Genomic DNA, 21,160 nt, shown 5'->3' on the forward strand with positions numbered 1-21,160 from the left:
CCCGCTTCTTCGCGGCCTGATCAGGGAGCCAGAAAACATGCAGATCCTCGTCACCGGCGCCACGGGCTACGCCGGCCGCCGCGTCTCCGCGGCCCTCGCCCGCGCCGGGCACACCGTCCTCGGCCTCACCCGCGACACGTCCACCGCCGGGAACCTGGTCGTCGACGAGGTCACGCCCGTGCGGGGTTCCCCCGCCGAGCCGGAGACCTGGCGTCACCACCTCGACGGCACCGACGCCGTCGTGCACCTCGTGATGGACCTCGACGACCCGGTGGGCACCGACCGCACGGTGTTCGCCGAGATCACCGCGGCCGGGGAACGGGACGGCCGGCGACGTCACCTCGTCTACACGACCGGCATCTCCTCCTACGGCCGCACGGGCGTGGCACTCATGGACGAGAACACGCCCGGCAACCCGGAGAGCCCGATCGGGTTCCGGTTCGCGCTGGAACGCGAGCTCGCCGCGAGCGGCCTGGCGCACACCGTGGTGCGGCCCGGTTTCCTCTACGGCGGCCCGGCCACCACCTCCATGACCGCGCAGTGGTTCGCCGCGGCCGAGGCGGGCGCACCGGTCTTCTACGGCGACACCGCCAAGCGCTGGAGCTGGGTGCACGTCGACGACCTCGCCGAGGCCCACGTCCGCATCCTCGACCGCGGACCGGAGGGCGAGGTGTTCGTGATCGCGGACGACCAGCGCCTGACCGCGCTGGAGGTGCAGCGGGTCGCGGTGCGCGCGGCGGGCTTCACCGGTGGGATCCGGCTGGAACCCGTGGAGGCGGGCGGGATCATGCAGGTCGCGGCGGACCAGGACGAGCTCGTGTCGAGCGCCAAGGCCCACCGGCTGCTCGGCTGGCGGCCGCGGCACGTCTCGTTCACCGACGCGCCCGAGAAGCACTACCGGGCCTGGGTCAGCGGTCGATGACCCGTCCGCGCGTGAGGAACGCGAGACCGCGCGTCATCGCCACGACGCGGCCGCGTTCGTCCGGTCCGGCGATCCAGATCCGGCCGGTGTGCCGGACCAGCACGCGCGCCCGCTCCGGCAGTTCGGGCAGGCGCAGGTCGTTCTCCGAGTCGGCCACCCGCAGGTAGGCCTGGCGCCCGATCCGCTTGCCCGGCACGAACTTCACCGACACCGGGCGGAACGGGAACCGCTCGACCAGCTCGACCGTGCCGCCGCGCTGCAGGAAGTGCCGCAACCCCGGGGCGGCCAGTTCCAGCACCACCGGCACCGACAGGACGGTGAGCCAGAGCCAGCCGATCAGCAGCACGAGGCCGAGCACGGCGAGGGAGAACAGGATGTGGCCGACGGCGCGGCGGTCCGCCCGCGCGAGGCAGGTGTCGCTCCAGTTCTCGACCATCGTCGTCATCGGGTCACCCGCGCGGAGATCAGGCGCGGCACGCCGCGGAACGTCACGACGGTGTTCCCGGCGGCGTCCGGCGGCACGAACCACGCACGCCGGTGACGCGCGATCCGGCCGCGCAACAGCGGACCGGCGCTCAAGGTCAGCAACAGAGGCGGTGAAGACAGCACGACCAGACGCCCTCCCTCCCACTGCACATGAGCGAAATGCCACGGTTCACCTTCCGGTAAACGCACGGGACGCCGTCGGGTGACCCCCCACAGCACGGCCGCGGCGAAGAAGAGCAGCACCAGCGCCACCGGTGAGGACCACGACCACACCAGGACCAGGAGGAACTGGAGAACGAAAGCCGTACCTGCGAGAACCGTCCACATGAGGGCGCGACGACTTGCCCGGTCCACGCAGTGCCGGGTCCACCGGTCGTCGAGCGCCGCCCCCTCGGTGGACGGCTTGCTGGGCACGGCCACGCGTCCACCGTACAGGTGACTGTTCCCTTCCCGAGCACCACTAAGTTAGGCTTGCCTAACCTTCGAGGAGGTGGAGCGGTGACCGACACCCAGACCAAGCGCCCGCCGGCGCCGCACGCCGCCGAGCGCGCCCGCACGATCGCGGCCCGCCACGGCTCCGCCGCCCTGCTCCCCCAGTCCGGGTCCCGCACCACCCCGCTGCTGCACCACGTCCACCCGTGCGGCTCCACGACCCTGCTGCTGCCCGACGAGCACCCGCTGGTCGCACAGCTCCGGCACTCCCCGCGGACCGAGGTGACGGCGATGCTGGAGATCGCCGACCAGGCACCGGTGGCGTTGCGCGAACCCGTGCGCGGCCTGCTGTGGCTCACCGGCTGGGTCTCCGCGCTCGACGACCGGGAGGCGCGCGAGGAGGTGCTCGCGGTCGCCGACGTGCGGCCGGACCACCGGCTGCTCGACGCCGGTCACGGCGCCGCGGTGCTGCGGCTCACGCCCGCGTCGATGGTGATCGCGGACGCCGAGGGCACGTCGTCGATCCGGCCGGAGCAGTTCGCGAGCGCGACGCCGGACCCGTTCTGCGGCAACGAGGACCACTGGCTGCGGCACCTGGAGGCCGCGCACCGCGACGTCGTCGGCCAGCTCGCCCGGCACCTGCCGCAGGAGCTGCGGGCGGGCCGCGTGCGACCGCTCGGGCTCGACCGGTTCGGGCTGCGGCTGCGGGTGGAGGCGGAGTGCGACGACCACGACGTGCGCATCGCGTTCTCCAAGCCGGTCAGCACCCCGGCGGAGCTCGCCGCCGAGCTCCGGCGCCTGATGGGCTGCCCTTTCCTCGCACAGAGGTGAGCGGGGCCTGCGGGTAGCGTCACGCGGGTGACCTCGACCGCCCCGGAGATCCGCACCGAAGAAAAGCGCGGTTACCAGCTCGAACTGCTGATCGTCTTCAGCATGACGCTCGGGCTCTCGGGCCTGCGCAGCCTCGTGCGGCTCGTCGACAGCCTGCTGCAGCCGACGCCGCTCAACCAGCAGTCCGTCGCGCTCAACGTCCCGCAGGCGCGCGCCGACCTGCTGGACCTCGTCGCACAGCTGCTCGGCGTGCTGCAACTGGCCGCGTGGGGCGGCATCGGGCTGTACCTGCTGTGGCGCACGGGGATCAAGCTCAAGGTCATCGGGCTCGACGGCACCCGCAAGCTCGCCGACTCGCTCGGCGCGCTCGGGCTGGCCGCGATCATCGGCATCCCGGGGCTCGCGTTCTACTTCGCCGCCTGGACGCTCGGGCTGAACCTCGCCGTCCAGCCGTCCACCCTGGACAACCAGTGGTGGATGAACGTGGCGCTGGTCCTCGCCGCCGCCGGCAACGCGTGGGCGGAGGAGGTGCTCGTCGTCGGGTACCTGATCACCCGGCTGCGGCAGCTCGGGTGGCGGCAGTACACCGCGCTGGTCGCGGCGGCCGTCCTGCGCGGCTCCTACCACCTCTACCAGGGCTTCGGCGGGTTCGTCGGCAACCTCGTGATGGGTCTGGTCTTCGGCTACTACTGGCAGCGGACGAAGCGCCTGTGGCCGTTGGTGATCGCTCACACGATCCTCGACGTCGTCGCGTTCGTGGGCTACGCAATGTTGCGCGGTAAAGTCAGCTGGTTGCCCTAACGATTCGTCGTTCAGGCTGACATTCACACGCGATTCGTTGCCTGTTGAAGCTCTGGAGCGGCGATTTGTGCTGTTCGGAGTTACGCTCGACCGGTGACTGCGCACACGATCGCCGAAACCGAAGCACTCCCGGACGCCGCGCCCCGCGTCGACAGCGAGGTCGGCCCGCTGCGCACGGTGCTGCTGCACCGGCCGGGCAACGAGCTCAAGAGGCTCACCCCGCGCAACAACGACCAGCTGCTGTTCGACGGCGTGCCGTGGGTCGGCCGCGCCCAGGAGGAGCACGACGCGTTCGCCGCGACGCTCACCTCCCGCGGTGTCGAGGTGCTGCTGCTGGCCGACGTGCTGGTGCAGGCGCTGGAGGACAACCGCGCGCGCATCGCGGGCATCCACAGCGCCGTCAACGAGCGCCGCCTGGGCATCGACCTGGCCGACGCGCTGCGCAGCCACCTCACGTCGCTGCCGGCCCCGCAGCTCGCCCAGGTCCTGATGACCGGCATGACCTTCGAGGAGCTGCCGGCCGCCGAGGGCGCGTCGCTGGTGCGCAAGATGCACCTGCCGATCGACTTCGCCGTCGACCCGCTGCCGAACCTGCTCTTCACCCGCGACTCGTCGGTCTGGGTCGGCGACCGCGTGGCCATCACCTCGCTCGCGCTGCCCGCCCGCGACCGCGAGACGACGCTGACCGACCTGATCTACGCCTACCACCCGCGGTTCCGCCGCACGGGCCGCGCGTACGGCGCCCACTCGGCACCGCTCGAGGGCGGCGACGTGCTGCTGCTCGCGCCGGGCGTCATCGCCATCGGCGTCGGCGAGCGCACCACCCCGGCCGGCGCGGAGTCGTTCGCGCGCTCCGCTCTCGCGGACGGCCTCGCGCACACGGTGCTGGCGGTGCCGATCAAGCAGGAACGCGCCACGATGCACCTCGACACCGTCTGCACGATGGTCGACCGCGACGCCGTGGTGATGTACCCGGCGATCAGCGACTCGCTCACCGCCTACCCGATGCGGTCCGACGGCAACGGCGGCGTGCGCGTGGACGGCCCCGTGCCGTTCCTGGAGGCGGCGGCCGAGGCCATGGGCATCGAGCGGCTGCGCGTGATCGACACCGGCCTGGACACCGTCACCGCCGAGCGCGAGCAGTGGGACGACGGCAACAACACCCTCGCCGTGGCTCCCGGTCTCGTCGTGGCCTACGAGCGCAACGTCGAGACGAACGCGCGCCTGGAGGACGCGGGCGTCGAGGTGCTGCGGATCGCCGGTTCGGAGCTGGGTTCCGGCCGCGGCGGTCCCCGGTGCATGTCGTGCCCGATCGACCGCGCGCCATTGGTGTGATCGTTAGGAATGCCTAACCTTTGTTTGGCATCCCTTTCCGAACAAAGGTCAGCTTTTCCTCGAATGCAAATTCCGGCATTCTCGGCTAACGTACTCCCCATGGCCTCGAACGTGAAGAAGATCCTGTCCGGCAAGTCGAAGTTCCACGAGCTCCTGCAGGCCCAGGTCGGCAACGAGTTCTCCGCCTCGCAGCAGTACATCGCACTCGCCGTGTGGTTCGACAACGAGGACCTCCCGCGCCTCGCGTCGCACTTCTACAAGCAGGCCCTCGAAGAGCGCAACCACGCGATGATGATCGTCAAGTTCCTCATGGACAACGACATCCCGGTCGCCATTCCCGGCATCGAGACGCCGTTCAACGAGTTCAAGGCCCCGCGCGATCTCGTCGACTTGGCGCTGCGCCAGGAGCAGCAGGTCACCGACCAGATCGTGGCCCTCGCCAAGGCCGCCCGCGAGGAGGGCGACTACATCGGCGAGCAGTTCATGCAGTGGTTCCTCAAGGAACAGGTCGAGGAGGTCTCCTCGATGAAGACGCTGCTCACGATCATGGACCGCGCGGACGGCAACATGTTCTACGTGGAGACCTTCCTCACCCGGGAGAGCGTGGGCGACGAAGGTGCCGACACCAGCGCTCCGGCCGCCGCGGGCGGCGCGCTCTGACCTTTTCCTTCGCGCGGTTGAGTGCCTGATCACAAAAGACCTCCCGACCCGCCTGGGCCGGGAGGTCTTTTCAGTTGTTGAGCCGGGCGGCCTGCCGGGTGAGGTGTTCCCGCTCGGCGAGGTTCGTCGCTTTCTCCGCCGCTTCGGCGTAGAGCCGCGCGGCCGTGCGCAGATCGCCGTCGCGTTCGTGGAGGTAGGCCGAGACGGCCGAGTGGCGGGGCAGGGAGTCGTCCAGTTCCGCCAAGGCCTTCAGCCCCGCTCGCGGTCCGTCGGCCTCGCCCACGGCGACCGCGCGGTTGAGCCGGACGACCGGGCTGTCCGTCAGCGCCAGCAGCTCGTCGTACCACTCGACGATCTGCACCCAGTCGGTCTCCTCGGCCACCGGGGCGTCCGCGTGCAGCGCCGCGATGGCCGCCTGCGCCTGGAACTCCCCCAGCCTGTCCCGCGCGAGCGCCGCCTGCAGCACCTCGACGCCCTCGGCGATCATCCGCGTGTCCCACCTCCCGCGGTCCTGCTCGGCGAGCGGCACGAGGCTGCCGCCGACCGTCCGGGAGGCGCGGCGGGCGTGGTGCAGGAGCATGAGCGCGAGCAGGCCGGCGACCTCCGGGTGGTCGACGACGGCGGCGAGCTGCCGGGTGAGCCGGATGGCCTCGGCGGCCAGGTCGACGTCGCCGGAGTAGCCCTCGTTGAAGACCAGGTAGAGCACGCGCAGCACCGTGGCGACGTCGCCGGGCTGGTCGAACCGCACGTCGGAGACCGTCTTCTTGGCCCGGCTGATGCGCTGGGCCATCGTCGCCTCCGGCACCAGGTAGGCCTGGGCGATCTGGCGCGTCGTGAGGCCGCCGACCGCCCGCAGCGTGAGCGCGACGGCCGACGACGGCGTCAGCGACGGGTGCGCGCACAGGAAGTAGAGCTGCAGCGTGTCGTCGGACGTCGGTGCGGGCCCCGGCTCGGGCTCGGCGTCGACGAGGTCCTCACGCCGGCGCCGCGCCTTCTCGGCCCTGGTGGCGTCGAGGAACTTGCGCCAGGCCGCCGTGACCAGCCAGCCCTTCGGGTCGCGCGGCGGGTCGTCCGGCCAGACGCGGACGGCCTCGACCAGCGCGTCCTGCACGGCGTCCTCGGCCGCCGCGAAGTCTGCTCCGCGACGGACGAGGACGCTGAGCACGGCCGGGGTGAGGCTCCTGAGCAGTGCCTCGTCCACCATCACTCCGTGATCGTCGGCGGCGTGCCGTAGAACGGTCGAACCTCGAGCCATTCGTGGATCGGCTTGCCGTCCTTGCCCGGTGCCGCCGACAGCTCACCGGCGAGCTCCACCGCGCGCTCGTAGCTGTCGACGTCGACGACCATCCAGCCCGCGATCAGGTCCTTCGTCTCGGCGAACGGGCCGTCGGTGACGGGCGGCCTGCCCTCGCCGTCGTAGCGGACCCAGGCGCCCTCCTGCGCGAGGGCCTGACCGTCGACGAACTCACCGGTGGTCTTGAGCTTGTCCGCGAAGGCGTTCATGTAGTCGACGTGCGCGGTGATCTCGTCCGGCGACCACTGGTCCATCGGCACGTCGTTCACCGGCTCCGGGGCGCCGCGGTAGTGCTTGAGCAGCAGGTACTTCGCCATCTCTGGAATCTCCCTCGGTGCTGTCGCGACCCATCCTGGCCGCTGTCACCACGGGGACGACGCCGCAACGCGGATCTCGACACGGTGGCCCGAAGGATTTTCAGGCGGTCGGGCAGTCGTGGGCGGCCAGCCGCATGTGGACCATCGTGACCGTGGTGCCGTTCGTCGTGAAGACGTACGACCACGAAGGCGACGCGGCCATCGGCACGAGCACGGTCGTCCCGCTCTGCGTGGCGGTGCCGTAGGCGGCCTTCACCTCGGCCACCGTCGAGCCGACGCCGACGTTCTTCTGCGTCTTGGCCGTGCTCGGCCGCGTGATCCGCACGATCCCCTTGGCCGGTGAGATCACCACGGCGTCGCCGTCGGGCACCGACCGGGTGGCGTAGGCCTTGCACCGGTTCTCCTGGTCGGCCGGGCTGCTCGGTTCGACCAGCGCGCCGGTCGCCAGCGCGTCGGCCTCGGACATCCCGAGCAGCAGCGCGCCGAGCCTGCCCGGCTCCGCGGGCGGTGGGGGCGGTGGGGACGGCGTCGTCGTCCGCGGCTTGCTCGACCCGGTGCCGGGAGGCGTGGTGTTGCCGCCGCTGGAGGTCGGCGGCGTGACCGGCCGTCCCGAGGAGCCGGGCGCGACGACCGTGCTGGTCGACGGTGGCGGCGAGGTCGTGGAGGCGGTGGAGGTGGCGGTCTCCAGCAGTTCGTCGGCGGGGTCGTCGTGCGACAGCGTGCGGAGCTGGGTCGCCCCGAGCCCCACGCCGACCAGCGCGACCACGAGGAACGCGCTGGAGATCGCGGCACGCCGGCGGCGGCGGCGGTGGGCACCGCGCAGCACGGCGTCGGTCGCGTCCGGCGCCGGGTGGACGTCGAGCCGGTCGTCGCCGAACAGCCTGCGCAGGTCGTCGTCGAGGTCGCCCACCGGTCAGTCCCTTCCCAGGCGTGCCCGCAGGCTCGCCATCGCCTTGCTGCTCTGGCTCTTCACCGTGCCGCACGAGATCCCGAGCGCGTCCGCGATCTCGGCCTCGGAGAGGTTCTCGTAGTAGCGGAGCACGACCACCGCCCGCTGCCGCGGCGGCAGTTCGCGCAAGGCTTGCCAGAGAGGTTCGTTCTCGAGCCTGCTGAGCTCCGGTGCCACGGCACCTCTGTCGGGGATCTCCGCGACGAGGTTCTCCCGGCGGCGACGGCGCCAGACGCTGATGTGGGTGTTCGCCATCGCGCGGCGGACGTACGCGAGCGGGTCGTCGCCTTTGCGCTGCACCGCGGCCCAGCGCGAGCCGACCTTCTCGAGCACGGACTGCACCAGGTCGGCGGAGTCGTGCGGATTTCCCGTCAAGGCGTGGCCATAGCGCAGAAGCCCCGGCATGGACGCGCGCACGAACTCCGCGAAATCCCCCACGGCTTCCGCTCTCCCCCCGCCCCGCTCGGCGGCTGGTCCCCGCTGCAGCACCGCCGTCACGGCACGGCCCCCTCCCCGAAGCAAACTGCCCCGGGGTGTGCACGCGCAAGACGGCGAAGCGGTTGCCTCGCGGGATCAGGGAGTCGCGACGGCGTCCGGCAGGACGAACGAGCCGTCCGGCCGCGGCGGGAAGTCGTGGACCTCCTGGACCGCCGTCACCGGGATGGGGCCGTAGACGTGCGGGAACCACAGCGGCGAGTCGGGCACCGCCTCCCACCTGACGGGGACGTCGATCAGCTTCGGGTCGATGACCAGCAACAACAGCCCGGCCTGCCCGTGGAAGAACTTGCCGGCCGTCACGTGCACGACACCGCGGTCGGAGCAGTGCACGAACTCGTCGCCCCCGGCGGGCGTGATGGAGCCGGCCGACCGGGCAGCAGCCCAGCCGGCCGTCGTGATGATGTGCAGCAGCACCTGTCCACAGCTCCCTGTGTACAACTATGTGGACAACCTGTGGACTAGCGCAGGGTGATCTGACGTCCCCGCAGGCCCTCACGGGCGCGGCGCTCGGCGTCGCTCAGCGGCTCGTCGGAGGCCAGGGCCTCCAGCAGGCGCTTGCCGAGGGCCTCGGCCGGCTCGGCCCACTCGCGGGCGTGCATCTCGCGGTCGAGGTCCCAGACCGGCACGAGCAGGCCGTGCGCGCGGAACGAACCGGCGTACCGGGAGCCCTCGCCGAGGTCGAGCTCGCCGCGGGCGGCCAGGCGGGCCATCGCGGTCAGCAGCTTCTCCTCGGGCTCCGGGCGGACCCAGCGCAGGTGCGCCTTGTCGCCCGCGTCCACCCAGTAGGCGGCCTTCACGCCGGGCGCGTCGAGGCGCTCGGTCGGCAGGATCGCCGCGTTCGCGCGCTCCAGCGACAGCGCGACGTCACCGGTCGGCTCGGTGCCCTCCGGCATCCACCAGATGAAGTCGGTGTGCAGCTCGGGCGTGATCTCGGCCTCGGGGTCGAGGAGGTCCTGCAGGCGGCCTGGGTTCTCGCCGTTGTCCGGGCCGACGACCGGGAGCACGTCACCGGTCTTCGCCTGCTGCGCCCACTGCACCGCGCGCGCGAGGTCGCGGCTGATGTCGCCGGACCGCGTCTGGACCTGCAGGCCCACGAACGGCACGTCGTCGCCGCGGATCAGACCGGCGGCCGCCATCGGCAGCACCGTGGCCAGCGTGACCTCGCGCCCGTCCTTGACCGGCAGCTCCACGACCGCCGACGGCACGAACTCGCGCAGCGCGATCAGCTCGCACTCGGCGGCGAGGCCCTCGAACGGCCGGGACACGATCACGTCGGCCGCGCCACCGGGCGCGCCGTGGCAGGCCTTGTAGCGCTTGCCGGACCCGCACGGGCAGGGCTGCTTCGGGTTGATCCCGTCCTTCGGTGCGTCCTTGACCGCGGTCCGCTTGGCCACCTCGGCCCCTCCTCGTGTTCAGGCTTGGTCAGGTCGCCAAGTTAGCCGTCAGCAGGCGGCGGGTGTTCGCCGGGGCGTTCGTCGCGAGGTAGCGGACCCCCAGGTCACGGCACAGCGCGATGTCCTCGGCGCTGTCCACCGTCCACACGTACGTCTCGTGGCCCGCCTTGCGCGCGCGATCGACATATCCGGGGTCGTTGCGCAGCAGGTGCACCCCCGGCCCGGTGTAGTCGGCGAACGACGGCAACGCGCCGCCGCGGTACCGGCCGAGGCGGTCGAGCAACAGCACCGTGCGGACGTCCGGAGCCAGGTCGCGGAACGCCTTCACGGCCGTCGGGGAGAACGACATCATGACGATCTGCGCGTCGAGCCGATGCCTCCTCAACGCCTCGGCGAGCTTGCGTTCGACGTCGTTGCGGTACCGGACCGGGTGCTTGGTCTCGACGAAGAGCTGCACGTTCGTGCCCTTGACCAGCTCCAGCAGCTCGTCGAGCACGAGCAGTCCGGCCGGCTGCCCGTGGCGGTGCCAGCTGCCGTAGTCGTACGCCTTCAGCTGTTCGAGTGATAGTGCGCTGACCGTGCCACGGCCGTTGGACGTGCGGGAGAGCGTGCGGTCGTGCACACACACGATCTCGCCGTCGCGTGACAACCGGATGTCGCACTCAAGGCCCTCCGCGCCCTCTTCTAGCGCGAGCTCGTAGGCGCCGATGGTGTGCTCGGGACGGTCGGTGGACGCGCCACGGTGCGCGACGATCGAAGGCAGCTGCACAAGCGGAACGATAGTTGCTTCGCAACAATTTGAGTCATCAATCAAATCTGCGTGGACGAATCGAGAATCGCGACTTACCGTCCCGCCTTGTGACGTTCGACCAGCGCGATCCCGCCTTCATCGCCGACCCCTACCCGGCCTTCGCCGCCCTGCGCGAAGCCGGTGAGGTGCATCACCACGAGCAGCTGGGCGTCGCCGTCGCCGTCTCGCACGCGGCCTGTTCGGCCGTGCTGCGGCACCGGTCGCTCGGCCGGATCTGGTCGGACGTCAAGCCGGTCGAGCAGTTCATGGCGTTCAACCTCCTGCACCGCAATTCGCTGCTGGAGAACGAGCCGCCGACGCACACCCGCCTGCGCCGCCTGGTCGCCGCCGCGTTCGGCCGCGGCCACGTCGAGCGCCTGCGCCCGTGGGTCGCCGAACTGGCCGACCGCCTCGTCGACGAGCTCGTCGCGAAGATCTCCGACCAGGGCCAGGCGGACCTGCTCGCGCACGTGGCCGCGCCGCTGCCCGTCGAGGTGATCGCCGAGCTGCTCGGCGTGCCCGGCGAGGACCGCTACCTGCTGCAACCGTGGTCGAACGCCATCGTGAAGATGTACGAGTACGGCCTCCCCGCCGACCAGCAGGCCGCCGCCGAACGCGCCGCCGCCGAGTTCGTCGCCTACCTGCGCGAGCTGGTCGCGCTGCGCCGCGTCTCCCCCGGCTCCGACCTGGTGTCCGACCTCGTGGCCGTCACCGACACCGACGGCGCCAGGCTCACCGAGGACGAACTGGTCGCCACGGCCGTCCTTCTGCTGATGGCGGGCCACGAAGCCACGGTCAACGTCATCGGCAACGGCGTCAACGCGCTGATGCAGCACCGTTCGCAGTGGGAGCGCCTCTCACCGGAGCTGATGCCCACGGCCGTCGAGGAGCTCATCCGCTTCGACTCGCCGTTGCAGCTCTTCGAACGCACGGCCACCGAACGCGTGGAGATCGCCGGTCACGTCGTCGAGCCGGGCGAGAAGATCGCCGCCCTGCTCGGCGCCGCCGCCCGTGACCCGCTGGTGTTCGAGAACCCCGACGTGCTGGACATCGGCCGCGAGAAGAACCAGCACCTCGGGTTCGGCATGGGCATCCACTACTGCCTCGGCGCACCCCTGGCCCGCATCGAGGTCGAGGCCGCGCTGTCGGCGTTGCACCGCAAGCTGCCCGGCGCCGTCCTGGCCGAGGAACCCGGCCGCCGCGCGGAGTTCGTCATCCGCGGCCTGCACTCCCTGTCCCTCGGCAACGGCGGGTGACCGGGCAGCCGCGCTAGTACCGCCTGGGGAGCTTGAAGCCGCGTTCCTTCATCACGACGCGCAGCCGGTCCGGGTAGTCGGTGATGATGCCGTCCACCCCGTCGTCGATCAGCTTGTGCATCGTCGCCGGGTCGTTCACCGTCCACGGGACCACCTTCAGCCCCTGGCGGTGGGCGTCCCGGACCAACTCCTTCGTCGTGAACGGGACGTAGCCGGGGTCGCCGACCTTGCCGTTCTGCGGGTTGCCGTGCACCGGGGACAGGGCGTGGGCGCCGAAGCTGCGGACGGCGCGGGCCACGCTGCCGCCGAAGTCCGCCAGTTCCAGGCCTCCCGTCCACGGCGAGCCGGGGCGGAGCATCTCGGGCTGGGTCAGCGCCACCAGCGGGATGCGGGGTTCGACCTGGCGCAGGCGCATCAGGGTGCCCCAGTCGAACGACTGGACGGTCACGTTCCGCAGGAAGCCGGAGCGGCGGATCTCGTGGACGGCGCGTTGCACGAACTGTTCGCGCGGGGCCGTTTCGTGGGGTGCGGCGGCTTCGACCTTGGTCTCGATGTTGAAGCGGACGCCCCACGCCCGGTGGCGGCGGGCCAGGTCGAAGAGCTCCTGCAGGGTGGGCATGCGGGCGCCTGGCGAGAGTTCCTGGCCGGGGTACTGGGACCACCTCGTGCTGCCGCAGTCGAGGGTGCGCACCTGGGCGAACGTCAGGTCCTTCACGTACTTGCCCGCGTAGGGGAACTCCGGGTCGCCCGGGAAGGCGGGCGCGGTGTCCTGGCACTTCGCCGGGTTGGTCCTGCGGTCGTGGGTGATGACCTCGCGGCCGTCCCTGGTGATCTGGATGTCCAGCTCCAGGGTCGTGACGCCCAGCTCGAGCGCTTTGCCGAACGCCTTGAGGGTGCTCTCGACGGTCAGGCCGATGCCGCCGCGGTGCGCCTGGAGGTCGAAGTCCCGGTGGTGCGCCTGGGCGACGCCCGGGGCGACCAGCGCGATCACCAGGGCCGCGATGAGTGTCCGCATCCACCCAACCTGGCACTCGCGGCACGGCGCCGGCAGGTCCGGCAGGGCGAACGTCGGCTGAACGGTCAGCGGGGCGAGCCGGAGGCGCGGACGGACCGCAGCGGGGGTTCGGGGGCGTCCTTGACCTCCACCACCCGCATCAGCCGGACGGACGCGGAGTCGACCGGCAGCAGCAGCGTGGTGGTGCGGCGGACGACCAACGCCGTCGTCACCGCGACGCCGACGAGCACCAGGTCGGCGAACGCGTGCAGCAGCACGCCGTCGGCGAGCGCCTGGGTGCTGTCGCGGAACGACCACAGGACGGTGATCGCGAACAGCAGACCGGAGCCCGCCCAGAAGCCCCACCACCAGCGCAGGAGCTTCGACGGGCGGGGGCGTTCGTCGGCGGGCCTGCGGGCCACGGCGTGTTCGAGCTCGGCCAGCACCGAGCCGGGGACGACGAGGTTGACGCCGGGCACGACCAGGCCGAGCAGTGCTTCGCCGTCCGAGCGGGACGGGCCGTAGCCCACCAGCGTCGCCGCGACGTTCCGCGTTCGCCGCACCCACAGCAGCGTGAGGACCAGCGAGAGCACGCAGCCGCAGATCGTGATGGCCGAGGAGGACACCACCATCGCGTCCGACGCGCTGACGACGCCGGGCGACAGCGCGCCGAAGCGGCTCATCGCGACCAGCACGTAGCGCCAGACCTCGGAGAACGCGGCCCAGACGGCGACGGCGGCGAGCAGCCAGAGCGAGTTCTGCGCGGTCTTGCCGAGGCGGCGCACGCCGTCGACCGAGTCGGCGCGCTCGACCGTGCCGGGCACGGCCGTGGGCCAGCGCCACGCGAGCAGCGGGAAGCCCCAGCGCGGTGGCACCGGGTAGTTCGGCGGTCCGCCGTAGGACAGCCGCTGCGGCCTCGACTGCGGCTGTGGGTAGGCACCGGGTGGCGGGGTCGCCACCCAGTCCACGCGCATCGGCTGCAACGGCTGCACGGTCAGATGACCTCGGGTTCCATGCCGTCGACGCCGCCCTCGAGCGGACGGCCGGCGGCCTCCCAGTGCTGCATGCCGCCCTCGACGTTGACGGCCTCCCAGCCGTTCTGGTTGAGGTACTGGGTCACGCGGGCGGAGCGGCCACCGGCGCGGCACACGACGTAGAGCTGCACGTCGTTCGGCACGTCCCCGAGACGGCCGGCGATCTCGCTCATGGGGATGTGCAGCGCGCCGGGTGCGTGGCCGGCATCCCACTCGTCCTGCTCGCGCACGTCCAGCAGGACGGCGCCCTCGGGCAGCTGCGCCGGAACGTCGGCGATCTCCACGCTTGGAACAGTCACGTCCTAGATGGTGCCATGCCGGAGGTTGCACGGACGTGAGCCTCCGGCACGGCACATCCCGGTCCCTACTCCGCGAAGACGGGCCCGAGCCTGGCGAACTGCTCTTCCGACAACGGCAGCGTCGCACGGCCGGCACCGGTGCGCCGCGTGGCACCGGGGTTCGCCGGGTCGTCGGCGGTGAAGTCCGGGCTTCCGTAGTTGCTCACCTCGAGTTGGACGAGCAGGCCGTCTTTGCGGAACACGGCGAGCGCCTGGGTGAGCGTTTGGAACGGCTCCTTCGGCCGCACGCTGTGCAGCTGCATGACCGCGCCGTCCGGTTGGACGAGCCGCCGGGCGGGCTCGCAGTCCCCGGTCTCCCACAGCGCGTCGTCGGCACTGGCCTGGGGAGGACCGGAGAACCTGGCGGCCCAGATCCGGATGCTGCCGGTGCCGAGGGCGTCGGACACGTCGAACGTGTAGAAGACGTTGGACGGGTAGCCCGACACCTCGCCGATGGTCATCTCCGGCAGCACCTCCCTCACCCGATCACGCCACCGGGCGATGAGCTCGGGAGCCAGCTGCTCCGCTCCGAGGCCCGGATTCCGCGGCGCGGACGGCCTCTGGACGTCGCACAGGGGGATGTCGACCACGGCCCTCCCCGCGGGCGGTGGGGCCGTGGACGCGGGCGACCAGGTCCTGTACGGGGTCTGCGGTGGCGTGTTCACCCGAGGCCAGGCCAACGCGCGCTCCGTGGTGGCGGGCGGCCGGTCGGCGTGCTGCGGTGGCGCCGCCTGGTTCAGCGTCGTGGCGCCGATGCCGATACCGGCCACCACCGCGACCACGCCGAGCATCGCGCCGGCCCGCTGGGCGAACACCCTGCGGCGACCGCGCTTCAGCACGGCGTCCAGCGTCGTCGTGGGTGGGGGCGCGGGTACGTCGAGAGCTCCGCGCAGCTTCTCTTCGATGTCCATCAAGCACACTCCGAGTTGACCGGTTCGCCGTACGCCTCGCGGAGCGCCGCCAAACCCCTGGCTGTCTGACTTTTCACGTTGCCGACCGAACAGCCCAGCTCGGCAGCGGTCTGTTCGATGGACAGGTCGTGCACGAACCGCAGCACGAGCGTGGCCCGCTGCTTGGGCCCCACCCGCAGCAACGCGGCGTTGAGCTTGGCGTCGGGATCGGAGAAGCCACCACCGACGCCGCGCTCGGGGAGGTCGGCGACCGGTCGTTCGCGCTCGCGGCCACGACGCCTGCTGTCGAGGAACAGACGCGTCACGATGGTGCGGACGTACCCCTCCGCCGTTTCGCGCCTGATGCCGGGCCACTTCGCGTACGCCTTCACGAACGCGTTCTGCGCGAGCTCTTCCGCCTCCGACCAGTCACCGCACAACGCGTAGGCCGTGCGCCGCGCCCAGTCGAACCTGCTCGTGAAGAACTCCGAGAACTCCTCGTCCCGTCGCACCCCGGTCCCCCAAGCTTCTGCCGCGTTCGCAGTTCAGTACGCGGTCAGCGGGTCCGGGGTTGCACGCACGAAAAACGGGCCGCCCCGCTGAGGACGGCCCGTTCTCGGAGACGACGAACTAGTGCGCGATCGCCTTCTCGGCGCCCGCGCCGGTGAGGGAGCGGACCTCCATCTCGGCCTGCTTGGCGGGGTCGGCCTTGTCCTTCGAGAGGATCGTGCCGATGTAGCCCAGCAGGAACGCGACGGGGATCGAGACGATGCCGGGGTTCGACAGCGGGAACAGGTCGAAGTCGGCGTTCTTGAACATCGAGGTCGGCGTGCCGGAGACGGCGGGCGACAGGATGATCAGGGTGATCGTCACGAACAGACCGCCGTAGATGCTCCACAGCGCGCCCGAGGTGTTGAACCTCTTCCAGAACAGCGAGTAGAGGATCGTCGGCAGGTTCGCCGAGGCGGCGACCGCGAAGGCCAGCGCCACGAGGAACGCGATGTTCTGGCCGTTGGCGATGATGCCGCCACCGATGGACACGAGGCCGATGACGATCGCGGTGATGCGGGCGACCTTGACCTCGGAGTCCTTGTCCTCCGCCTGGCCCTTCTTGATGATGTTGGCGTAGATGTCGTGCGCGAACGACGCCGACGCCGTGATCGTCAGGCCCGCCACGACCGCGAGGATCGTCGCGAACGCGACAGCCGCGATCAGGCCGAGCAGGATCGGGCCACCCAGTTCCAGCGCGAGCAGCGGGGCGGCCGAGTTGGCCTTGCCGGGCGCCGCGTTGATCTTGTCCGGACCGACGAGCGCGCCGGCGCCGTAACCCAGGACCAGGGTGAACAGGTAGAAGATGCCGATCAGCCAGATCGCCCAGACGACCGAGCGACGGGCTTCCTTCGCCGTCGGCACGGTGTAGAAGCGCATCAGGATGTGCGGCAGACCCGCGGTGCCGAGCACCAGGGCGAGCGCCAGCGAGAGGAAGTCGAGCTTGCTGGTGCCGGTCTTGCCGTACTGCAGGCCGGGGCCGAGCAGCTTCTCGCCCGCCTTCGGGGCGGCGTCGACCGCGGCACCGAGCAGGGACGAGAGGTTGAAGCCGTACTTGCCGAGCACCCAGACGGTCATGACGCCGGCACCGGCGATCAGCAGGACCGCCTTGATGATCTGCACCCAGGTGGTGCCCTTCATGCCGCCGATGAGGACGTAGGCGATCATCAGGGCGCCGACCACGGCGATGACGAGGGCCTGGCCGCCGGTGCCCGTGATGCCGAGCAGCAGGGCGACGAGACCACCGGCACCGGCCATCTGGGCGAGCAGGTAGAAGAACGAGACCGCCATCGTCGACGTGGCCGCCGCCGCGCGGACCGGACGCTGGCGCATCCGGAAGCTCAGCACGTCGCCCATCGTGTACTTGCCGGTGTTGCGCAGCAGCTCGGCGACCAGCAGCAGCGCGATGAGCCACGCCACCAGGAAGCCGATCGAGTACAGGAAGCCGTCGTAGCCGTTGAGGGCGATGGCGCCCGCGATGCCGAGGAACGACGCGGCCGACAGGTAATCACCGGCGATCGCGATGCCGTTCTGCGGACCGGTGAACGCGCGGCCGGCGGCCAGGTAGTCCGCGGCGGTCTTCGTGTTGCGGCTCGCCCGGATAACCACGATGAGCGTGGCGATGACGAAGACGCCGAAGATGCTGATGTTGAGGATCGGGCTGGACTCGTTCACTTGCCGTCTCCCTCGATCTCGTTGCGGAGCTTCTCCGCCAGCGGGTCGAGGTTCTTGTTCGCGTGCCGCACGTACAGCGTCGTGATGACGAACGTCGACACGAACTGCAGCAGGCCGAAGATGAGCCCGACGTTGATGTTGCCCAGCACCTTGGTGGACATGAAGCCGTGCGCGTAGTCCGCGAGCAGCACGTACAGCAGGTACCACGCGAGGAACAGTCCGGAGACGGGGAAGACGAACTTGAGGAGCCGGCGCTTCAGCTCGGCGAAGTCATCGCTTGCTTGGACGTCGGCCCACTTCTGCGCGTCCGGGGCCGACTCGGACGGGGTGTGATCGACGGTGCTCACAGGCCCCTCCTCGCGGTACTCGTCGTAGGTGTCAGCAACGTGACGTGCACGTAATGCCTCCAGGTGCGGTCCGTTCTTGGTCGAACCGTATGGAGACTTGAGTCACTCAGGTAAGACTCCGTTCGTGCCGTTGCGCCCAGCAGTCGGGTGATGCGACGAACGGTCAGTATCCGTAGACGAATAGCACTCAGCGTGACTTAGTTCACCGTTCACCGATTCGAGTGATTAATTTTCACCCGTTCGAGTCGGCTACTTACCGTGCGCGTCCAGATCCCCTGCGCTTGCCCTCGGCCATCCGGGCCTTCTCCTCGGCGGTCCCGAAGCGGGCGACGTCGCGGTCCCGGATGAAGCCCAGCGGGTCCGGCGCGTGCAGCCGGAGCAGGATCTGGCTGACGTCCGCCGGCACCCGCCTGCGGGTCGCCTTGCTGACCACGATCATGACCGCGAACGCCACCGGCACCGTGATCAGCGCAGGCTGGGTGATGAACGCGGGCGCCCAGCGCCCGGTGTAGGAGCTCACGACGCTCACGACCTGAGCGCTGATCACGAGGCCGCCGCCGACCACGAGCCCGCAGACCGCGCCCACCCACGTGAGCCCGCGCCACCAGATGCCGAGGACCAGGAGCGGGCAGAAGGTGGACGCCGCGAGCGCGAACGACATGGCCACCGTCAGTGACGCGTCGGAGCGCGGCAGCAGCACCGCGAGCGCGATCGCGATGGCTCCCGTGAACACGGTTGCCCACCGGAAGTCACGGACCTTGCCCGGCAGGATGTCCGTCGAGACCACGCCGGCGACGGACACGACGAGCCCCGACGAGGTCGACAGGAAGGCGGCGAACGCGCCCGCGGCGACGATCGCGCCGAGGATCTGCCCGCCCAGGTTCGGCAGCATCGTCTCCGGCAGCATCAGCACCGCCGCGTCGGTCTTGCCGTTCACCAGCAGCTGCGGCAGGTAGAGCTTCGACAGCACGCCGAGCACCGTCGGGAAGAGGTAGAACAGGCCCAGCAGGTAGAGCACGTGCAGCGCCGTGCGGCGGGCCGCCTTGCCGTCGGGGTTGGTGTAGAAGCGGACCAGCACGTGCGGCAGGCCCATGGTGCCGAGGAACGTCGCGAAGATCAGCGAGTACGTCCTGACCAGCTCGGAGATGCCGCCGGTCTGCGGCCGCGACCAGGCCTCGTTCGTCGTCGGCGAGCCCTCGACCACCGGTACCGGGCTGCCCGCGGTGAACTCCATCGTCGTGCCGGGGCTGAGCTCGTAGACCCCGCGGCCCCAGAACACCGGCCCGTCCGCGTCCCTGCCGTCGATCTGGCCGCTCACCCGCAACGTCAGCGGCTCGTCGACGCGGACCTTCACGACCTGCTCGGCCACGGTGATCTTCTCGGCCTGCGGGAACCGGACCACGCCCTCGTCGGACAGCGGCTGCGTGGCCCGGTTCGGCGACGCCAGGAACACCACGAACAGCACGAACGTCGGCGCGGCGATCGCGAAGAGCTTGCCCCAGTACTGGAACGCCTGCACCAGCGTGATCGCGCGCATGCCGCCGCCGAGGACGTTGACCACGACGATCGCCGTGACGACCAGGCCGCCGAGCCACGCGGGCAGGCCGGTGATCGTGGTCAGCGTCAGGCCCGCGGACTGCAGCTGCGGCACCAGGTACAGCACGCCGATGCAGACCACGAAGAACGTGCTGAAGTGCCGCACGTTCACCGACCCCAGCCGGGCCTCGGCGAAGTCCGGCAACGTGTACGCGCCGGACCGCCGCAGCGGCGCCGCCACGAACAGCAGCAGCGCGAGGTAGCCCGCGGTGAAGCCGATCGGGTACCAGAGCGCGTCCACTCCGTCCTTGAGCACGAGCCCGGCCACGCCGAGGAACGACGCCGCGGACAGGTACTCGCCGGAGATCGCGGCGGCGTTGCGGCTGGCCGGGATCGCGCGGCGCGCCACCAGGAAGTCCGGGGTGGTGTTCGCCTTGCGCGACCCGACGTAACCGAGCAGGAACGTCACCATCGCCATGAGGACGATGGCGGTGAGGCTGTAGACGGTGGTGGTCACGTCAGCGGTCGACCATGTTCACGAAGTCCCGCTCGTGCCGCTCGGCCTGCCTGCGGAACACCCACCCGACGCAGTAGAGGATCGGGAAGGGCGCGGCGCCGAGCACGAGCCACGGGACGGGGATGCCGAGGAACTCCAGGTCCCCGATCTGCGGGACCAGGTAGAAGGTGATCGGCAGCAGGCACATGCCGATCAGGACCGCGAAAGCGAGCCCGAACGCCGACTTGAGCTGCTGCCGGATGAGGTCGCGAACCAGCTTCTCACCGACGCTGGTCTGCTCCTCCAGCTCGATGATCGTGCGCAAGGCCTTGCCGCTCTTCTTCGTGGAGTCCGCGAGCACGACCCTGCGCCGGCGCGGCTTGCGGCCCTGCTCGCCGAGCCAGGCCTCGCGGGCGGGCTGCTCGGGCTTTCCCGCGTCGTGCCTGCTCACCAGCCGCTCTTCGGCGGTCGCACGATCCGTTCCTTGAGCTCCTTGGTGTGCCGACGGCTGACCGGCAGCTCCTTGGCTCCCTCACCGGTGCCGATGACGACCGCGTAGCCGTTCGCCGTCATCCTCAGCTCGCTCACCAGCGGCAGCGCCACCAGGTACGAGCGGTGGATGCGCACGAACCCCGCGTTGGCCCACCGCTCCTCGAGCTGGGCGAGCGGGATGCGCACCAGGTGGCTGCCGTCCTGGGTGTGCAGGCGGGCGTAGTCGCCCTGCGCCTCGACGTACCGCACGGACGCGCGCGGCACGAGCTTGATGGTGCCGCCGAGCTCGACGGGGATGACCTCGTCGTCGGTCGGTTCGGCGGGGTTCTGCGCCGCCTGGCTCGCCTGCGCCGCCGGGGCCGAGGTGCGGCCCACCCGGTCGGCGACCCGCGAGATCGCCTTGAGGACGCGCTCCTCGTTGATCGGCTTGTTGATGAAGTCGAGCGCACCGACGTCGAACGCCGTCACGAGGGCGTCGCGCTCCTCGACCCCCGTCACGAAGACGAGCGCGGGCGGGTAGCGGAACGCGCTGAGCACCCGTGCGAGATCCATGCCGGAGAGCCCGGGCATGTTGATGTCGGCGAACACCGCGTCGACCGGCGGCAGGCCGGCCTTGGTCCTCGCCATGACCTCCTGCTCGTAGTCACCCCTCAGGATGCGCAGGGCCTCCGCGGCGTCGAACGCCGTGAGGACCCTCCTGATGTGAGGAGAGCTCTCGAGCAGGAACTTGATCTCGCTCAGCCCGGGAGCCTCGTCGTCGACTGCGAGGACGAGGAGACCGGCGTTGTCGGACGGCATTCTTTCTGGGGTACTCACTGTGACGGGCATCTTGCCCACCAATGTGC

At 70.6% G+C, this 21,160-nt stretch carries 25 protein-coding genes; 6 read left to right on the forward strand and 19 right to left on the reverse strand.

Annotation, left to right across the window (positions count from 1 at the left end):
* Window positions 1–37: 37 nt before the first annotated feature.
* Window positions 38–922 carry an NAD-dependent epimerase/dehydratase family protein gene (locus V1227_RS27615; RefSeq protein ID WP_329788334.1) on the forward strand — a complete coding sequence of 295 codons (885 nt, stop codon included), beginning with the start codon at window positions 38–40 and terminating at the stop codon, window positions 920–922.
* On the opposite strand, the gene V1227_RS27620 is transcribed toward V1227_RS27615, so the two are convergent.
* Window positions 909–1,367, reverse strand: a complete 459-nt coding sequence (locus V1227_RS27620; protein WP_236215773.1) for a hypothetical protein — start codon at window positions 1,365–1,367, stop codon at window positions 909–911. The genes V1227_RS27615 and V1227_RS27620 overlap by 14 nt on opposite strands.
* Window positions 1,364–1,828 carry a hypothetical protein gene (locus tag V1227_RS27625; RefSeq protein WP_329788335.1) on the reverse strand — a complete coding sequence of 155 codons (465 nt, stop codon included), beginning with the start codon at window positions 1,826–1,828 and terminating at the stop codon, window positions 1,364–1,366. The genes V1227_RS27620 and V1227_RS27625 overlap by 4 nt, the downstream gene beginning before the upstream one ends.
* A 78-nt stretch (window positions 1,829–1,906) precedes the next feature.
* Between V1227_RS27625 and V1227_RS27630 the strand changes: the two genes are divergently transcribed.
* The 4 genes from V1227_RS27630 to V1227_RS27645 all read left to right on the forward strand — a co-directional run bounded on the left by V1227_RS27630 (window position 1,907) and on the right by V1227_RS27645 (window position 5,467).
* The gene (locus V1227_RS27630; protein ID WP_329788336.1) at window positions 1,907–2,671 is read left to right on the forward strand and encodes a DUF2470 domain-containing protein; all 765 of its coding nucleotides are present in this window, start codon (window positions 1,907–1,909) and stop codon (window positions 2,669–2,671) included.
* Window positions 2,672–2,773: 102 nt separating this feature from the next.
* A complete protein-coding gene (locus V1227_RS27635; protein WP_090101946.1) occupies window positions 2,774–3,472 on the forward strand; it encodes a CPBP family intramembrane glutamic endopeptidase in 699 nt (232 codons plus the stop codon).
* Between the two features lie 93 nt (window positions 3,473–3,565).
* Window positions 3,566–4,807 (forward strand): arginine deiminase, encoded by a 1,242-nt coding sequence (locus V1227_RS27640; protein ID WP_236215777.1) that lies wholly within the window; start codon window positions 3,566–3,568, stop codon window positions 4,805–4,807.
* 99 nt (window positions 4,808–4,906) lie between these two features.
* A complete protein-coding gene (locus V1227_RS27645; protein WP_329788338.1) occupies window positions 4,907–5,467 on the forward strand; it encodes a ferritin in 561 nt (186 codons plus the stop codon).
* 70 nt (window positions 5,468–5,537) lie between these two features.
* On the opposite strand, the gene V1227_RS27650 is transcribed toward V1227_RS27645, so the two are convergent.
* The 7 genes from V1227_RS27650 to V1227_RS27680 all read right to left on the reverse strand — a co-directional run bounded on the left by V1227_RS27650 (window position 5,538) and on the right by V1227_RS27680 (window position 10,688).
* Complete coding sequence (locus V1227_RS27650) at window positions 5,538–6,668, reverse strand: RNA polymerase sigma factor (protein ID WP_329788339.1); 1,131 nt, start codon at window positions 6,666–6,668, stop codon at window positions 5,538–5,540.
* A 2-nt stretch (window positions 6,669–6,670) separates the two neighbouring features.
* A complete protein-coding gene (locus tag V1227_RS27655; protein WP_329788340.1) occupies window positions 6,671–7,078 on the reverse strand; it encodes a YciI family protein in 408 nt (135 codons plus the stop codon).
* A 100-nt stretch (window positions 7,079–7,178) separates the two neighbouring features.
* Window positions 7,179–7,988, reverse strand: coding sequence for a hypothetical protein (locus V1227_RS27660; RefSeq protein ID WP_329788341.1), 810 nt, complete (start codon window positions 7,986–7,988; stop codon window positions 7,179–7,181).
* A gap of 3 nt (window positions 7,989–7,991) precedes the next feature.
* Window positions 7,992–8,465, reverse strand: a complete 474-nt coding sequence (locus V1227_RS27665; RefSeq protein ID WP_329788342.1) for a SigE family RNA polymerase sigma factor — start codon at window positions 8,463–8,465, stop codon at window positions 7,992–7,994.
* A gap of 135 nt (window positions 8,466–8,600) precedes the next feature.
* A complete protein-coding gene (locus V1227_RS27670) occupies window positions 8,601–8,939 on the reverse strand; it encodes a DUF952 domain-containing protein (RefSeq protein WP_329788343.1) in 339 nt (112 codons plus the stop codon).
* Window positions 8,940–8,983: 44 nt separating this feature from the next.
* A complete protein-coding gene (locus tag V1227_RS27675) occupies window positions 8,984–9,919 on the reverse strand; it encodes a DUF5926 family protein (protein WP_329788344.1) in 936 nt (311 codons plus the stop codon).
* Window positions 9,920–9,947: 28 nt separating this feature from the next.
* Window positions 9,948–10,688 carry a glycerophosphodiester phosphodiesterase gene (locus V1227_RS27680; protein ID WP_329788345.1) on the reverse strand — a complete coding sequence of 247 codons (741 nt, stop codon included), beginning with the start codon at window positions 10,686–10,688 and terminating at the stop codon, window positions 9,948–9,950.
* Window positions 10,689–10,777: 89 nt separating this feature from the next.
* On the opposite strand from V1227_RS27680, the gene V1227_RS27685 reads away from it, so the two are divergent.
* The gene (locus tag V1227_RS27685) at window positions 10,778–11,965 is read left to right on the forward strand and encodes a cytochrome P450 (protein ID WP_329788346.1); all 1,188 of its coding nucleotides are present in this window, start codon (window positions 10,778–10,780) and stop codon (window positions 11,963–11,965) included.
* 13 nt (window positions 11,966–11,978) lie between these two features.
* On the opposite strand, the gene V1227_RS27690 is transcribed toward V1227_RS27685, so the two are convergent.
* From V1227_RS27690 to V1227_RS27735, 10 genes are all read right to left on the reverse strand, one after another.
* Window positions 11,979–12,980 (reverse strand): glycerophosphodiester phosphodiesterase, encoded by a 1,002-nt coding sequence (locus V1227_RS27690; protein WP_329788347.1) that lies wholly within the window; start codon window positions 12,978–12,980, stop codon window positions 11,979–11,981.
* A gap of 65 nt (window positions 12,981–13,045) precedes the next feature.
* The gene (locus V1227_RS27695) at window positions 13,046–13,951 is read right to left on the reverse strand and encodes a DUF4328 domain-containing protein (protein WP_329788348.1); all 906 of its coding nucleotides are present in this window, start codon (window positions 13,949–13,951) and stop codon (window positions 13,046–13,048) included.
* A 2-nt stretch (window positions 13,952–13,953) separates the two neighbouring features.
* The gene (locus tag V1227_RS27700; protein WP_329788349.1) at window positions 13,954–14,292 is read right to left on the reverse strand and encodes a rhodanese-like domain-containing protein; all 339 of its coding nucleotides are present in this window, start codon (window positions 14,290–14,292) and stop codon (window positions 13,954–13,956) included.
* A gap of 65 nt (window positions 14,293–14,357) precedes the next feature.
* A complete protein-coding gene (locus tag V1227_RS27705) occupies window positions 14,358–15,242 on the reverse strand; it encodes a hypothetical protein (RefSeq protein WP_329788350.1) in 885 nt (294 codons plus the stop codon).
* A complete protein-coding gene (locus V1227_RS27710; RefSeq protein WP_329788351.1) occupies window positions 15,242–15,733 on the reverse strand; it encodes a SigE family RNA polymerase sigma factor in 492 nt (163 codons plus the stop codon). Before V1227_RS27710 ends, V1227_RS27705 begins: the two co-directional genes overlap by 1 nt.
* 118 nt (window positions 15,734–15,851) lie before the next feature.
* Window positions 15,852–17,444, reverse strand: coding sequence for a solute symporter family protein (locus tag V1227_RS27715; RefSeq protein ID WP_329788352.1), 1,593 nt, complete (start codon window positions 17,442–17,444; stop codon window positions 15,852–15,854).
* Window positions 17,441–17,791, reverse strand: coding sequence for a DUF485 domain-containing protein (locus V1227_RS27720; protein WP_236215791.1), 351 nt, complete (start codon window positions 17,789–17,791; stop codon window positions 17,441–17,443). The genes V1227_RS27715 and V1227_RS27720 overlap by 4 nt, the downstream gene beginning before the upstream one ends.
* A 253-nt stretch (window positions 17,792–18,044) precedes the next feature.
* Complete coding sequence (locus tag V1227_RS27725; RefSeq protein WP_329794126.1) at window positions 18,045–19,805, reverse strand: sodium/solute symporter; 1,761 nt, start codon at window positions 19,803–19,805, stop codon at window positions 18,045–18,047.
* A gap of 40 nt (window positions 19,806–19,845) precedes the next feature.
* Entirely contained in the window at window positions 19,846–20,274 is a 429-nt protein-coding gene (locus tag V1227_RS27730) for a hypothetical protein (protein ID WP_236215792.1), read from the reverse strand.
* On the reverse strand, window positions 20,271–21,143 hold the full coding sequence (locus tag V1227_RS27735; RefSeq protein ID WP_374235418.1) for a LytR/AlgR family response regulator transcription factor: 873 nt from the start codon (window positions 21,141–21,143) through the stop codon (window positions 20,271–20,273). Before V1227_RS27735 ends, V1227_RS27730 begins: the two co-directional genes overlap by 4 nt.
* Window positions 21,144–21,160: the final 17 nt, after the last annotated feature.

Origin of the sequence: Lentzea sp. DG1S-22 (assembly GCF_036321065.1) — a bacterium.
GTDB lineage: Bacteria > Actinomycetota > Actinomycetes > Mycobacteriales > Pseudonocardiaceae > Lentzea > Lentzea jiangxiensis.